Annotated in this window: 13 protein-coding genes and 2 pseudogenes; 5 read left to right on the top strand and 10 right to left on the bottom strand. The window is 38.9% G+C overall.

Annotated elements, in window-relative coordinates; translation table 11 throughout:
• Positions 1-18 precede the first annotated feature (18 nt).
• Positions 19-813 carry a 30S ribosomal protein S2 gene (rpsB, locus tag KX581_RS01155; protein WP_000258276.1) on the top strand — a complete coding sequence of 265 codons (795 nt, stop codon included), beginning with the start codon at positions 19-21 and terminating at the stop codon, positions 811-813.
• Positions 813-1,880: a translation elongation factor Ts gene (tsf, locus tag KX581_RS01150; protein WP_120871950.1), complete on the top strand. Its 1,068-nt coding sequence runs from the start codon at positions 813-815 to the stop codon at positions 1,878-1,880. The genes rpsB and tsf overlap by 1 nt, the downstream gene beginning before the upstream one ends.
• A gap of 447 nt (positions 1,881-2,327) precedes the next feature.
• Here the strand turns inward: tsf and KX581_RS01145 are convergent, their stop codons facing one another.
• The 5 genes and pseudogenes from KX581_RS01145 to flgB form a co-directional block, all read right to left on the bottom strand.
• Positions 2,328-4,175 carry a peptidoglycan D,D-transpeptidase FtsI family protein gene (locus tag KX581_RS01145; protein ID WP_180628993.1) on the bottom strand — a complete coding sequence of 616 codons (1,848 nt, stop codon included), beginning with the start codon at positions 4,173-4,175 and terminating at the stop codon, positions 2,328-2,330.
• A 6-nt stretch (positions 4,176-4,181) separates the two neighbouring features.
• Complete coding sequence (locus KX581_RS01140) at positions 4,182-4,307, bottom strand: transcriptional regulator (RefSeq protein ID WP_231175348.1); 126 nt, start codon at positions 4,305-4,307, stop codon at positions 4,182-4,184.
• A gap of 23 nt (positions 4,308-4,330) precedes the next feature.
• A complete protein-coding gene (gene fliE / locus KX581_RS01135) occupies positions 4,331-4,660 on the bottom strand; it encodes a flagellar hook-basal body complex protein FliE (protein WP_001147918.1) in 330 nt (109 codons plus the stop codon).
• Between the two features lie 127 nt (positions 4,661-4,787).
• Complete coding sequence (gene flgC / locus KX581_RS01130; protein ID WP_033777127.1) at positions 4,788-5,273, bottom strand: flagellar basal body rod protein FlgC; 486 nt, start codon at positions 5,271-5,273, stop codon at positions 4,788-4,790.
• A gap of 12 nt (positions 5,274-5,285) precedes the next feature.
• Positions 5,286-5,814 (bottom strand): annotated as a pseudogene (flgB, locus tag KX581_RS01125) (flagellar basal body rod protein FlgB).
• A 110-nt stretch (positions 5,815-5,924) separates the two neighbouring features.
• On the opposite strand from flgB, the gene KX581_RS01120 reads away from it, so the two are divergent.
• A complete protein-coding gene (locus KX581_RS01120) occupies positions 5,925-7,091 on the top strand; it encodes an FtsW/RodA/SpoVE family cell cycle protein (protein WP_231175347.1) in 1,167 nt (388 codons plus the stop codon).
• A gap of 22 nt (positions 7,092-7,113) precedes the next feature.
• Here KX581_RS01120 and KX581_RS01115 read toward each other — a convergent pair whose 3' ends face one another.
• Entirely contained in the window at positions 7,114-8,121 is a 1,008-nt protein-coding gene (locus KX581_RS01115; RefSeq protein WP_180628996.1) for an ABC transporter substrate-binding protein, read from the bottom strand.
• Positions 8,122-8,317: 196 nt separating this feature from the next.
• Positions 8,318-9,319 (bottom strand): ABC transporter substrate-binding protein, encoded by a 1,002-nt coding sequence (locus KX581_RS01110; protein WP_231175346.1) that lies wholly within the window; start codon positions 9,317-9,319, stop codon positions 8,318-8,320.
• Positions 9,320-9,558: 239 nt separating this feature from the next.
• Between KX581_RS01110 and KX581_RS01105 the strand changes: the two genes are divergently transcribed.
• Both KX581_RS01105 and KX581_RS01100 read left to right on the top strand, forming a co-directional pair.
• Entirely contained in the window at positions 9,559-10,155 is a 597-nt protein-coding gene (locus KX581_RS01105; RefSeq protein ID WP_231175345.1) for a peroxiredoxin, read from the top strand.
• 145 nt (positions 10,156-10,300) lie between these two features.
• Positions 10,301-11,116, top strand: coding sequence for a MetQ/NlpA family ABC transporter substrate-binding protein (locus tag KX581_RS01100; protein WP_001020038.1), 816 nt, complete (start codon positions 10,301-10,303; stop codon positions 11,114-11,116).
• Between the two features lie 449 nt (positions 11,117-11,565).
• Here KX581_RS01100 and KX581_RS01095 read toward each other — a convergent pair.
• The 3 genes and pseudogenes from KX581_RS01095 to KX581_RS01085 all read right to left on the bottom strand — a co-directional run.
• Positions 11,566-11,640, bottom strand: a pseudogene (locus KX581_RS01095) (sodium:calcium antiporter); the annotation flags it as partial.
• Between the two features lie 198 nt (positions 11,641-11,838).
• Complete coding sequence (mrdA, locus tag KX581_RS01090) at positions 11,839-13,605, bottom strand: penicillin-binding protein 2 (protein WP_231175344.1); 1,767 nt, start codon at positions 13,603-13,605, stop codon at positions 11,839-11,841.
• Positions 13,586-14,029 carry a hypothetical protein gene (locus KX581_RS01085; protein ID WP_003013444.1) on the bottom strand — a complete coding sequence of 148 codons (444 nt, stop codon included), beginning with the start codon at positions 14,027-14,029 and terminating at the stop codon, positions 13,586-13,588. The genes mrdA and KX581_RS01085 overlap by 20 nt, the downstream gene beginning before the upstream one ends.
• Positions 14,030-14,034 lie beyond the last annotated feature (5 nt).

Raw genomic sequence — 14,034 nt, 5'->3', positions numbered from 1 at the left:
ACTTTAAGGAGAATTCTCATGGTAACCATGAAAGATTTATTAGAATGCGGTGTGCATTTTGGACACCAAACAAGGCGTTGGAACCCTAAAACCAAAAAATTCATTTTTGGCGTTAGGAAAAATATCCATATTATTGATTTGCAAAAAACTTTGCGCTACTTTAGATACACTTATAATATCGTGCGCGATGCGAGCGCTCAAGGCAAGAGCATCATGTTTGTAGGCACTAAAAAACAAGCCAATGAGACTTTGAAAGAATTTGCTGAAAGCATTCAAGTCCCTTACGTCAATTACCGCTGGCTTGGTGGCATGCTGACTAATTTTAGCACCATTAGAAAATCGGTTAGGAAATTAGAAATCATTGAAGAAATGGAAAATAGCGGTCAAATTGATCTATTGACTAAAAAAGAAAAGCTCATGATTTTAAGGAAAAAAGAAAAGCTGGATAAGTATCTTGGTGGGGTGCGCCACATGAAAAAAATCCCTGATATGATTTTTGTGATTGATGTGGCTAAAGAAAAAATCGCTGTCGCTGAAGCAAGAAAACTCCATATCCCTATCGTGGCTCCCCTAGACACCAACTGCGATCCTGATTTAGTGGATTACCCCATTCCTGGAAATGACGATGCAATCCGCTCTATTAGGCTATTTTGTAAAGAAATGAGCGAAGCGATTTTAGAAGGGCGAGAACTCATGCAAGAAGAAATCGTCCATGCGGATGAAAATAGCGAAGAGATAGAGTTTGTGAGCAATGAAGAAAAAGAAGAAATGCTCGCTGAAATCCAAAAAGAAATCACTCAAGGAGCCGAATAATGTCAGGAATTAGCGCTCAATTAGTCAAAAAATTAAGGGACTTAACCGATGCGGGCATGATGGATTGCAAAAAAGCCCTTGTAGAAGTGGCTGGGGATTTGCAAAAGGCTATTGATTTCTTGCGCGAAAAAGGCTTGAGTAAAGCCGCTAAAAAGGCCGATAGGATCGCTGCTGAAGGCGTGGTCGCTTTAGAAGTAGCGCCTGATTTTAAAAGCGCGATGATGGTAGAAATCAATAGCGAAACGGATTTTGTGGCTAAAAATGAGGGCTTTAAGGAATTGGTTAAAAAAACTTTAGAAACGATCAAAGCCCACAACATTCATACTCCAGAAGAACTGCTTAAAAGCCCGTTAGACAACAAGCCTTTTGAAGAATACTTGCACTCTCAAATCGCTGTGATTGGTGAAAACATTTTAGTGAGAAAAATCGCTCATTTAAAAGCCCCTAGCTCTCATATCATCAATGGTTATGCGCATTCTAACGCTAGAGTGGGCGTGTTAATCGGTATAAAATACGATAATGAAAAAAACGCTCAAAAAGTGGTGGAACTGGCCCGAAACATCGCTATGCATGCCGCAGCGATGAAACCTCAAGTATTAGATTGCAAAGACTTTAGCCTTGATTTTGTCAAAAAAGAAACTTTAGCCTTGATCGCTGAAATTGAAAAAGACAATGAAGAGGCTAAACGCTTGGGCAAACCTTTAAAAAACATCCCCACTTTTGGGAGCCGCATTGAATTGAGCGATGAAGTTTTAGCCCATCAAAAAAAGGCTTTTGAAAACGAACTAAAAGAGCAGGGCAAGCCTGAAAAAATCTGGGATAAAATCGTTCCTGGAAAAATGGAAAGGTTTATCGCTGATAACACCCTTATTGATCAACGCCTGACCCTTTTAGGGCAATTCTATGTCATGGACGATAAAAAAACTATCGCTCAAGTCATCGCTGATTGTTCCAAAGAGTGGGATGATGATTTAAAAATCACTGAGTATGTGCGTTTTGAATTGGGCGAAGGCATTGAGAAAAAGGCAGAGAATTTCGCTGAAGAAGTGGCTTTGCAAATGAAGTGAGATTTTAGAAAACAACCTTTAAGGTTGTTTCTTCTAACTTTTCAACTTTCTTTATTTAAAATTTTCCATTTTAAAGTGCTTGAAATTTTTGTAACTTTCAATCTCTATGCTTTTAATCATTTGAATTTCGCCTTTTAGTTAGCTTGAATTGATGCCACTAGACATTGGTATAATTGCTCTAATTTTACATTATTTTGATTAAATTTTGAACGCTCACCTATTGTAAACCTTGCGTTTAAATTACAATAACAAGTTAATCCGCATTCTTTTTTGATTTAAGGGTTAGTTTTGATTGTCTTTCTAGGGACCATGCAAGTCTCATTTTATTTAATTGGGATCAACCTAACTTAAACAGATTTTTTCTAATCTGTCCTCTAAATTTAGCCCCGAATCGCAGATCCGGCAACTTTAGACTCCTTTTTTGGAGTTTGGGTTGAAAAGAGCCTTTTATTTTATCTTAAAGCGGTTTTTCTCGAGTGCATTTTGAATCGCGATAGAGGGCGATAGATAATTGTAACGCACTAAAATTTCGGTGATTTCTTTAAAAATAGGGGCTGCAATCTTGCTAGCGTAATATTCTTCCTTGCCATGCGAGCCTAAGATAACCACGCCGATAGTAAAAACCTGCCTTTCATCTTCAGCGAACCCAAAAAAAGAGCTGTTGTAGGACTCTGCGCTATAACTCCCGTTTTTAGCAACCCTAGCCGTGCCGGTTTTGCCCCCTACGTATAGCCCTTCAAATTGAGCGTTTTTGCCTGTGCCATAACGCACCACTTTGATTAAGGTTTCTTTCATTTTCCTAGCACTTTTGGGGCTAATGACTTGAAAAGTGGGTTTGGGGCTAGGGATGTAAATATCGCCATTAGGGGCGGTTTCTCGTTGCACTAAATAGGGGGTAGTCAATTTGCCTTCATTAGAAAACACCGCATAAGCCCTTAAAAGTTGCAAAAAAGTCGCGTTCAACCCATAGCCATAAGAGACGCTGCCCTTTAACACTTCACGCTTGAAAGCGGACAAAGGAGGGATCTTTCCTGTGGCTTCTAAGGATAAGTCAATGCCGGTTTTTTGAGAAAATCCATAGCCTAAAAGCCCGTTATAGAAATCCTCTGGGTTGAGATTTTTACTGATTTTTATCATGCCCACATTGCTAGATTGGATCAAAATATCTTCCACAACGGCTTTTTTACTGGGGATAAAGTCGTCTTTAATGGTGTATTTTCCTAATTGGTAATAGCCATGGTTTAAATCAATGCGTTCTTTAGGGTTGATTAAATTCTTGTCTAACAGCAAGGAATAAACAATGGGTTTAATCGTGCTGCCTGGTTCAAAAACCTTTTCGGCAACGCTCAAATTCAAGCTTTCATAATCGCTGGTTTTAATGGCGTTAGGATTGAAGCGCTTGCTTGAAGCCAGCGATAAGATTTCCCCGCTTTTAGGGTTAATGATGCCCACTAGGATTTCTTTAGCCTTGAGTTTGTCTTTAGTTTTATCTAATAGGGTTTCAATTTCTCTTTGGAGTTTTAAAGGAATGCTCAAATACACCTCATAGCCATCAAGCCTTTCAACCTCTGTGTAAGAGTGGTTTTGAATGAAGTTAAAACTCACGTCTCTTTTGCCTGTTCTTATGCCATTTTGTTGGGCTTTAAGCAAGTGATCTTGAGATTTTTCAACGCCTTTTTTACCGGTAGTTAAAGTGAGTTTGTCTTCTTCTTGTTTTTGCACATAGCCAATGATTGGCTCTAGGCTATTTTGATAAGGGTAATGCCTAGAAACGCCGCTCACTTCAATGTTTAGCCCTTGTTTTTGCCACACCTTATCGTGCGCGTCTTTGAAATTTTGAAAAACCCCAAAGGCTAAAAATTTCTTATTCAAGTCTCTAATGTTAGCAGCCATATTGGGCGTGAGATTATAGGCTAGAATGATATAGCCTTTTGTATTGATAGCGTCTTTTAAGGATTTTTTAGGGATATTGCTATAGATAGAGAGAAAATCAATGAAAAAATCTTCTTTATCCGGGTTTAAAAACCTTGTATCAAAGCCCAGTTTGAAAAGGGTTTGCGAAGCGGCCAGGCTGTAGTTGTCTTGACTATAGATAGTCCCTCTAGTCGCAGTGTCTTGTTTGCTCATCACCAGAGTTGGCATGTTGGCTTGGGCAAAAAAAGCTTTTTTAAAAGCCACCATTAAAAAAATAAAAAAAAGCAATAAAAAGATTAAAGCCGTAACAGAACCCTTGTATTTTTGGGTTTCTAAAAATTGCTCTGGGTTGAAGCTAGGATCAATGTTCTTATTATCCATGAACGCTCACTCGAAAATGGCGTAGCGTTGGATTTTCACAACGCATGAGAACATGAATTTTTGATGGTAAAATCTGTTAAAATGGGGCGTAGCAACAACAAACCCTCCCTTTAAAAAGGACCAAGCGATCATTTAAAGAGAAGCCACTTAAGAGACTAGATCTGCGTTCTTAAAAGCTCTTTATAAGCGCTGATCGCTTTGTTACGCACCTCAAGCATGAGTTTCATGCTCGTTTCAGCCTTCCCTATAGCGATAGCCGCTTGGTGCAAGTCTTTGATTTGCCCTGTCGCCATGTCGGCTAATGCTTTATCAGATTGCTCTTGAGTGTTGTTAAGCTCATTGATAGATTGTTTTAAGAGTTTGGAAAACTCCCCACCTTTTTGTTCTTTAAAGGTGCTACCTGATTCTTCTCTTTTAGTCCTGTTGTCCGTGTTAAGCTCAGAGAAAGGACTCAATAAGCTTTTATCATTGTGTATGGCTTGCATAGAACCTCCTTAAGCTCTTTTTTAAAAATTTAACTCTATTAAATATCTTATTCATTTCTGTATTCTACTGATCTTTGGCTAATACTACCTAAATTTTCTTATACTACCATAAATTGTTGAAAATCGTTCATGTTTGTAACATACCAATCGCATTTTGCGCCATGTTTTTAGCGCTTTGAAAGGCTGCAACATTAGCCTGATAGGCTCTAGTCGCTTCCACTAAATCCGCCATTTCAACCACCGCATTCACATTGGGGTAAGCCACATAGCCTTGAGCGTTAGCGTCAGGGTGGCTGGGGTCGTATTTCATCAAAGGCTCGTTATCATCGCGCACAATCTTATCCACCACCACGCTTGTGATAGGGATTAAGGGGTTGTCATCGCCTTCATCTAAGGGGTCTTCATAGGGGGTAATTTGATTGTTTTGGGCGATTTTTTGGTTTAAAATCTCATTGAAATCAAAAGCCTTAAACACCGCTTCTTGCCTCCTATAAGGGCCTCCTTCGCTCGTGCGTGTGGTGTTAGCGTTAGCGATATTAGAAGAAATCAAATTAGCCCTTAAGCGTTGGGCGGACAAACCATAACCGCTAATATCAAAAGAAGATAAAAACATGCTTTCCCTTAACTATAAATTCTTACTGGAATCAATGGCGTAATTGATCACGCCTCGATACTTTTTTAAGGCTGAACTCAAGGCTAAATACATGGTAGAGTTCTTGCCCATTTCGCTCGTTTCAATGTCTAAATCCACGCTGTTGCCATCATTTTTAGCCAAATGCCCGTCTCTAAAAAAAAGGCTCGCCCCATCTTTAGCGCTATTTTCAAAGTCTAAATGCCTAGGGTTAGTGTGGGCTAAAGGCAAAACTTTACTAGTTTGGTTTTCAAAAATTTCTGCTTTTTTCTTTGCTAAAACGCTTTCAAAATCCAAATCCTTTGGCCTGTAAAAGGGGGTGTCCACATTAGCGATGTTAGAAGCGATCATATCCTGCCTTAAAGCCCTATAATCTAGTGCTTTATAAACCAATCCAAACGCTTTAGAAAAATCCATACAAAACCCTTTTTTTAAACCCTTGCAAATTAATAACATGCAAAAAGCATTCCAAAATCGGCTCGCTTTTTTCTCGCTTCTCATCAAAGAATGCGATCCATTTCAAAGCATGCTTTAAGCTTGAGCGATAAGACAATTCAGAGCCATTATAGTGTAAAATACCCCTAAAATACCTTAAGAGAACGCCTATTCAAAAACCAAAATAAGGAAATCCTAATGACTACAGACAGAAATCTGTTTTTTTGCACTTCGCTATTGATTTTTTTGGGGGTATTGATGAGCTATTCGCTCTCAACTTACACCACAGTGGTGCTGTATCATTATGGGGAATTCCATTTTTTCATACGCCAGCTTTTAAGTGCGATCATAGGGATTGTCATCATGTGGGGGTTGTCTAGGGTTGATCCTAGCAAGTGGTTTAGCCGTTTGGGGTTTTTTCTTCTTTTTATCCCACCATTACTCATTATTGGCATGTTTTTTTTGCCAGAAAGCCTTTCTAGTAGTGCGGGGGGGGCGAAACGATGGATTCGTTTGGGATTTTTTTCTCTCGCACCCTTGGAGTTTTTAAAGATTGGTTTCACTTTTTTTCTTGCGTGGAGTTTGTCTCGCACCTTTGTGGCAAAAGAAAAGGCTAATGTTAAAGAAGAACTGAAAACTTTTGTGCCTTATTCGGTGGTGTTTGTAGCCTTAGCGATTGGGGTGGGGGTTTTGCAAAATGATTTGGGGCAGATCATTCTTTTGGGGGCGGTTTTAGCGGTGTTGTTGGTTTTTTCTGGGGGGAGCGTGCATTTGTTTGGCTTGATTGTTTCAGGGGCGTTTGCGATCAGCGTTTTAGCGATTGTTACAAGCGCTCATAGGATTTTACGCTTGAAATTGTGGTGGTCTAATTTGCAAAACTCGCTTTTCACGCTTTTGCCGGATAAATTAGCGAACGCTCTTAGAATAAGCGACTTGCCCGAATCCTATCAGGTCTTTCATGCAGGCAATGCCATGCATAATGGGGGGTTGTTTGGGCAAGGGCTTGGGCTTGGGCAAATCAAGCTTGGGTTTTTGAGCGAAGTGCATACGGACATGGTCTTAGCTGGGATCGCTGAAGAATGGGGATTTTTGGGGCTATGCGTTTGTTTTATTTTGTTTTCTGTTTTGATTGTTTTGATTTTTAGGATCGCTAACCGCTTGAAAGAGCCAAAATATTCGCTATTTTGCGTGGGCGTGGTGTTGCTCATCAGTTTTTCTTTGGTGATCAACGCCTTTGGGGTGGGCGGGATTCTTCCGGTTAAAGGTCTAGCGGTGCCGTTTTTGAGCTATGGAGGGAGTTCGCTTTTAGCGAATTGTATCGCTATAGGGCTTGTTCTAAGCCTAGCACGATACACGAAAGACTAAAGAATACTAACCCTTTTTAAAATCAGTGCCATAAAAAGGGTTCAATTTCTGCGTCATTCAAATCAAAAACCACCTTATAATAATCTTTCACCATCGCATTAATATCCACGCCCTTAAAGGCTTCAGGGTGGGCTTTTAAAGCGATATACAAGCTTATGAGTGGGGCTCTAGGACCGCCAATATCCATCGTGGGGAGTTTATAAACTTGCTTGTTTTTGATAGCTTTGATAGTGGAAAATTTGGGGTTGTTCAACACGTCTTCAGGCGTGAGTGGGCTTACCCACCAAATGAAAATGATTTCAGGGTTTTCTTTAACGATTTTTTCCACGCTAATGTCAGCACGCCCAAACTTAACGTATTTCAAGCCAAAATTGTCTATGCCCCCTTTTTCTAAAATGTCTGAGCTAATGGCTTGATGGCCGCTAATCTTATTGGCTTTATGGAAAAGTTCCACGCCCTTTTTCTTTTTAACACCTTTCAAACGCTCAGCAATAAAATCCAAAGTTTCTTGCATTTTGGCGAATTTTTTAGAAGCGTCAATTTCTAAGACCGTAGCTTGAGCTTGCATGGCCTGCATGGCCTCTGCAATCGTTGTCTCTTGGAAAGAAAGAAATGATATACCAAATTTTTTCGCATGCTCTACCGCTTTAGGGTTACCCACAAAGGTTACCACAAGATCAGGGCTAAGTTTTTTTAAAAGCTCCACATTCAATGCGGCTGTATGATCAGTACTCATGTGTTTGACTCGTTTAAGATCTTCGCCTTTGAGAGTGGCTTTAACAATGTCATCTTTAAAAGCGTAATCCGAAACGCCTACAACCCTATTCCAAACATTAAGCATGGCAGGCACTTCTACATAGCTCCCTATATAGGCTATTTTAGAAACAGGAAGTTTTATCGTTTGCTCCCCAAAATAATCCTTGACTTTAACCTCTTGCACTGAAGCGTTGCCCACATTCAATAATAATGAAGCGACAAGCGCACCTAAAGAATAAGAAATGAAGGCTTTTTTAAAGCGAGTAACTAACATAACGATCCTTTTTGTATGATTTATAAAGCGATTATAACACCATTAAGAAAATAACAATAGTAAAAATGAAACTATTTTTCATAAAATCTTAAAAGTTAAAGATAAGATAAAAATTAGGGAAGAAAATTTTAGCTACAAGGCTTGTTTTAAGCCTAGTGCGATACACGAAGGGCTAAAGCTTATCCTTTTTTAAAAATTAATGCCATAAAAAGGGTTCAACTTCTGCGTCATTCAAATCAAAAACCACCTTATAATAGTCTTTGACTATCGCATTAATATCCACGCCCTTAAAGGCTTCAGGGTGGGCTTTTAAAGCGATAAAAAGGCTAATGAGTGGGGCTCTAGGACCGCCAATATCCATTGTGGGGAGTTTATAAACTTGCTTGTTTTTGATGGCCTTAATAGTAGTAAATTTAGGGTTGTTTAATACATCTTCAGGGCTAAGCGGGCTTATCCACCAAATAAAGATAATCTCAGGGTTTTCTTTAACGATTTTTTCCACACTAATATCAGCACGCCCAAATTTGACATATTTCAAGCCAAAATTGTCTATGCCCCCTTTTTCTAAAATATCTGAGTCAAGGGCTTGATGGCCGCTAATCTTACTGGCTTTGTGGAAAAGCTCCACCCCTTTTTTCTTTTTGACATTTTTCAAACGCTCTTTGATAAAATCCAAAGTTTCTTGCATTTTAGCCAGCTTTTTAGAAGCGTCAATTTCTAAGGCTTTAGCTTGAGCGTCAATATCTTCCATGACTTCTGCAATGGTTTTTTCTTGGAAAGAAAGAAATGATATCCCAAATTTTTTCGCATGCTCTACCGCTTTAGGGTTGCCCACAAAGGTTACCACAAGATCAGGGCTAAGCTTTTTTAAAAGCTCCACATTCAATGCCGCCACATGATCACTGCTCATGGATTTAATGCGTTTAGGATCTTTGAGAGTGGCTTTAACAATATCAGATTTAAAAGCGTAATCCGAAATGCCCACGACCCTATCCCAAGTATTAAACATGGCAGGCACTTCTGCAAAGCTACCCAAGTAGATTATTTTGGAAACAGGAAGCTTTATAGTTTGCTCCCCGAAATAATCCTTGACTTTGACTTCTTGCACTGAAGCATTAGCCATGCCCAATAAAGATGAAACAATGAACGCGCCTAAAGAATAAGAGATTAAAGCTTTTTTAAAGCGAGCGATTAGCATAACAATTCCTTTCGTATGATTTATGAAGCAATTATAACACTATTCAAGGAAATACAAGCAGTAAAAATGAAACTTTTTTTCACAAAATCTTAAAATTTAAAAGGAAATATCTTTTCATTAACTTTTTAAGAATATACTCCACCATGTTTCCGCTGATTGAGTGGAAAGCATAATAAAATTAAATCTATTCAGGTTTAATTTTGATCCAACAAAATTTTAAAACACTTAAGGAGTTGTATATGTTAGTTACAAAACTTGCCCCCGATTTTAAAGCGCCTGCCGTTTTAGGAAACAACGAGGTTGATGAACACTTTGAGCTTTCTAAAAATTTAGGTAAGAGCGGTGCGATTCTTTTCTTTTGGCCAAAAGATTTTACTTTTGTATGCCCTACAGAAATCATTGCGTTTGACAAAAGAGTGAAAGACTTCCAAGAAAAAGGCTTTAATGTGATTGGCGTGTCTATTGACAGCGAACAAGTGCATCTTGCATGGAAAAACACCCCTGTAGAAAAAGGCGGTATTGGTCAAGTAACTTTCCCTATGGTGGCTGATATTACTAAGAGCATTTCTAGAGACTATGATGTGCTGTTTGAAGAAGCGATCGCTTTGAGAGGAGCTTTTTTGATTGACAAAAACATGAAAGTAAGACACGCAGTGATCAATGACTTGCCATTGGGTAGGAATGCCGATGAAATGCTTCGCATGGTAGACGCTCTCTTGCACTTTGAAGAACATGGTGAAGTATGCCCAGCAGGCTGGAGAAAAGGCGATAAAGGTATGAAAGCTACCCATAAAGGCGTTGCAGAATATCTTAAAGAAAATTCCATTAACCTTTAATGGTTTGATTCGTTGTTTAACCAAGAGAAACTTCGTTTTTCTTGGTTGAATCCTTTTCTTTTCATTCTTTGCCAGTTTCTAGAATTTCCGTATCGTTTTATCTTTTTATCATTTTTGAATTAATTTTGTTAATAAAGGGGTTTTTATGAATATATTCAAGCGTATTATTTGCATAACCGCTATTGTTTTAGGTTTTTTTAATCTCTTAGACGCCAAACACCACAAGGAAAAAAAAGAAAACCACAAAATCACTCGTGAGCTTAAAGTGGGCGCTAACCCTGTGCCGCATGCGCAAATCTTGCAATCAGTCGTGGATGATTTGAAAGAGAAAGGGATCAAATTAGTGATCGTGTCTTTTACCGATTATGTGTTGCCTAATTTAGCACTCAATGACGGCTCTTTAGACGCGAATTACTTCCAGCACCGCCCTTATTTGGATCGGTTTAATTTGGACAGAAAAATGCACCTTGTTGGTTTGGCCAATATCCATGTGGAGCCTTTAAGATTTTATTCTCAAAAAATCACAGACATTAAAAACCTTAAAAAAGGCTCAGTGATTGCCGTGCCAAATGATCCGGCCAATCAAGGCAGGGCGTTGATTTTACTGCATAAGCAAGGCCTTATCGCTCTCAAAGACCCAAGCAATCTATACGCTACGGAGTTTGATATTGTCAAAAATCCTTACAACATCAAAATCAAGCCTTTAGAAGCCGCATTGTTGCCTAAAGTTTTAGGGGATGTGGATGGGGCTATTGTAACAGGGAATTACGCCTTGCAAGCAAAACTCACCGGAGCCTTATTTTCAGAAGACAAGGACTCGCCTTATGCCAATCTAATAGCCGCTCGTGAGGATAACGCGCAAGATGAAGCCATAAAAGCGCTGATTGAAGCTTTGCAGAGTGAAAAGACCAGGAAATTTATTTTGGATACCTATAAGGGAGCGATTATCCCGGCTTTTTAAGCCATTTGGATAAAATCCATCTTTATGATGAAAGGGGGTTTTTTAGGCGCTAATCAAAAGTTCTTTTCTTATTGAGTATTCAAAACGCTAAAAGTCTTTTTAAAATAAAACGAAAAGAGCTTGCGCTAATCAAGCGATAATTTCTTAAAAAGCGTTATTTCTTAAGGGGGGGAATGGTGCAAAATAACCCTCCCTTATTCCTTTAAGCCACCCAAGCAGAAATCCCAAATATCTTTAGTGTTTGGGATGAATGCTTTAGTTCCGCTAGGAACTATACTTAAATTATACTTAACATTATTTTTCACTAGTGGAATGAAACGCTTGCATTCAATGAGATATTTTGGGTATCATTCATGGCGTGAAATTATTAACACTAGCACTAACATGATAATATTTTCACTGACACCTTTAAACAAGGTGTCGCTTTTCATTCAATTCGCAAACAACGATTATTCGTTGTATCGCACTTGCGAATAAACGCAACGAAACCTCTTCACATAAGTGCCATTAGGGTTGTGTTTCACAACTTGATCAATCATTTTGCAGAACTCAATCAGTCTCATATTGTCAATTTCATCTGTGGAGCGCAGCCAATGCCTAAAATTTTAATAAAGACCAGTTTTAAACCACCCGTTAGACTGAGTTATAGAGCGGTGAAACAAGTTGGCTAATAGTCTTAGCGTTTAGAGAGTAATGCGTTTTTGAAAAGATTTAGAATTTTATTAAAGATAGCCAAGCTCATAGAGTTTATTGCTCATTTTCACTAACAAGCCCCCTAGTTTTGACCCCCCTTCCCCATGTTCTACTAAAATAGTGATAGCGTATTTGGGTTTTTCATAAGGCAAAAATGCGGTAATCCACGCATGGGATCGATGGAAATATTCCATATCCTTTTCTTTCATGCGATTGACGATGTTTTGAGCGATTTCCACGACTTGTGCGGTGCCGGTTTTACACGCTAAAGTAACCTTAGAACCCCTTGTGGAATGATAAGCGGTGCCGTCTTTATGGTTACACACTTCATACATGCCCACTCTCAAAGCTTGGAGCTTCTTTTTTTGAAAGCTATTTAAGGGATCTTTGAGCGGTTGTTTGTTGTTGATAGCAAAATGAGGCGTTGCCAGTTTGCCTGTCGCAATGAGTCCCGTGTAGGCTAGCACTTGTAAGGGCGTGGCTAAAAAAGAGCCTTGCCCAATAGCGGTAATGAGCGTGTCCCCAACGCGCCAATCTTGATTGAAGCGTTTGAGTTTCCACAAATTATCCGGCACAATCCCCACAAATTCATTCGGCAAATCAACGCCCGTTTTTTCCCCAAAGCCCACTTCCCTTAAGGTTTTAGAGAGTTTTTCTATAGAGATTTCAAGCCCAAACTTATAAAAATACACATCCACAGACTCCCTAATGGCTTTATACAAATTAGAATTGCCATGCCCTGTTTTTTTCCAATCCCTAAATTTGCGCTTACCCACTTCAATAAAAGGGGGGGTGGGGATAGTGGTGTTTTCTGTGATATGAAGGTTTTCTAAAAAGCTTAACCCCACGCCCATTTTAACCACAGATCCCGGCGGGTACAAGGCGTTAGCGAAGCGGTTTAGTAAGGGGTTATAAATATCATCTTGAAGTTTTTGCCATTTATCTTGACTGATCCCGCCTACAAAATCGTTCAAATTGTATTCAGGGTAACTCCCTGCAACGAGCAATTCCCCATTTTCGGCGTTCATTACTAAAATAGCCCCTCTTTTGTTTTCAAAGAGTTTGTCCGCTTCTTTTTGCAAGCGTTTGTCTAAACTCAATTGCAAGTGGTTATTGGTGCTTGGCGGCACTACTTCTAAGGTGGCTAATTCTTGATTGAGCGCATTGACACGCATGATTTTATAGCCCACCTTGCCTTGTAAAAGCTTGTTGTATTCTTTTTCAACGCCGGTTTTGCCCACAATCTGGCTGTATTGATTCTCCTCATCGTCTTTTAAATCTTGCAAGCTTGCCACCCCCACATAGCCTAAAACATGCGAAGCTAAAGCGTTATTAGGGTAGTAGCGTTTGTCTAAAGGGCGCACAAAAATGCCTTGAGTTTGAATGAGTTTGGTATAAAGGGATTGCACGGCGGCATAAGGAATGAAGCCAACCACTTTAATGAGATTGTAGTTATAAAGCGAATTTTCTTTTTGATAGTTGTTTAAAAGCGTTTCTTTAGAAAAGTTAGGGAAAAACTTTTGGATCACTTCAATTTTTTCTAAAAGTTCTTTTTGCCTCAATCTACTGGGCAAAAACACGCCAAACACCAATTCGTTAGTGGCTAAAAATTCATGGTTTCTGTCTGTAATATCGCCCCTTGTAGGGACTAAAAATTCCTTTTTGGTCATGTTGCGTTCGGCCAGTTTTTCATAGTATTCTTGATTTTTAACGCTTAGAATAAATAAATTTAAAACCAATAACCCCCAAAACCCTATAAAAACAAAGAGCAAAAGCTTATAGCGAAGATTTTTCATACAAACCCCACAAAGCGCTCTCTATTAAAGCAAAAAGAGCGAGAAAGCCGATCGTCTTCAAATCCAAAGACACCGAAAAAAAGCGCGATAAATAGAGGTAATAAACCAAAAAGACATGCAAAGTTTTGAATAAAAAGCCGTCATTAAAAAGCTTTAAAGAGTTTTTATAAACGATTTGATGGTAGATTAAAAACAGCAAAGCTAAAACGCCTAAAGTCTTTAAATGCATGCTTTCAAACCAAAACAAACAACCAAACACGCTTAGGCTTGGCAGAAAATGGTCGTATTTTTTCGCATAAAACAAGAATAAAAACCCAATCATAGGGGGTAAAAAAGGCATTAAATCTCTCAAAAGGCTATAAAAATAAAAACAAAAGATCCCTAAACATAAGAAAAAAAAGGAATCTTGTTTTAAAGAGAGCATGGTTT

Source organism: Helicobacter pylori, from assembly GCF_021062735.1.
Lineage (GTDB): Bacteria > Campylobacterota > Campylobacteria > Campylobacterales > Helicobacteraceae > Helicobacter > Helicobacter pylori_DN.
This window is presented reverse-complemented; position numbering and strand designations above follow the sequence as displayed.

Coding starts and splice junctions, on each gene's coding strand:
- rpsB (WP_000258276.1), top strand. CDS start 19: ATGGTAACCATGAAAGATTTATTAGAATGCGGTGTGCATTTTGGACAC.
- tsf (WP_120871950.1), top strand. CDS start 813: ATGTCAGGAATTAGCGCTCAATTAGTCAAAAAATTAAGGGACTTAACC.
- KX581_RS01145 (WP_180628993.1), bottom strand. CDS start 4,175: ATGGATAATAAGAACATTGATCCTAGCTTCAACCCAGAGCAATTTTTA.
- KX581_RS01140 (WP_231175348.1), bottom strand. CDS start 4,307: ATGATCGCTTGGTCCTTTTTAAAGGGAGGGTTTGTTGTTGCTACGCCC.
- fliE (WP_001147918.1), bottom strand. CDS start 4,660: ATGCAAGCCATACACAATGATAAAAGCTTATTGAGTCCTTTCTCTGAG.
- flgC (WP_033777127.1), bottom strand. CDS start 5,273: ATGTTTTTATCTTCTTTTGATATTAGCGGTTATGGTTTGTCCGCCCAA.
- KX581_RS01120 (WP_231175347.1), top strand. CDS start 5,925: ATGACTACAGACAGAAATCTGTTTTTTTGCACTTCGCTATTGATTTTT.
- KX581_RS01115 (WP_180628996.1), bottom strand. CDS start 8,121: ATGTTAGTTACTCGCTTTAAAAAAGCCTTCATTTCTTATTCTTTAGGT.
- KX581_RS01110 (WP_231175346.1), bottom strand. CDS start 9,319: ATGCTAATCGCTCGCTTTAAAAAAGCTTTAATCTCTTATTCTTTAGGC.
- KX581_RS01105 (WP_231175345.1), top strand. CDS start 9,559: ATGTTAGTTACAAAACTTGCCCCCGATTTTAAAGCGCCTGCCGTTTTA.
- KX581_RS01100 (WP_001020038.1), top strand. CDS start 10,301: ATGAATATATTCAAGCGTATTATTTGCATAACCGCTATTGTTTTAGGT.
- mrdA (WP_231175344.1), bottom strand. CDS start 13,605: ATGAAAAATCTTCGCTATAAGCTTTTGCTCTTTGTTTTTATAGGGTTT.
- KX581_RS01085 (WP_003013444.1), bottom strand. CDS start 14,029: ATGCTCTCTTTAAAACAAGATTCCTTTTTTTTCTTATGTTTAGGGATC.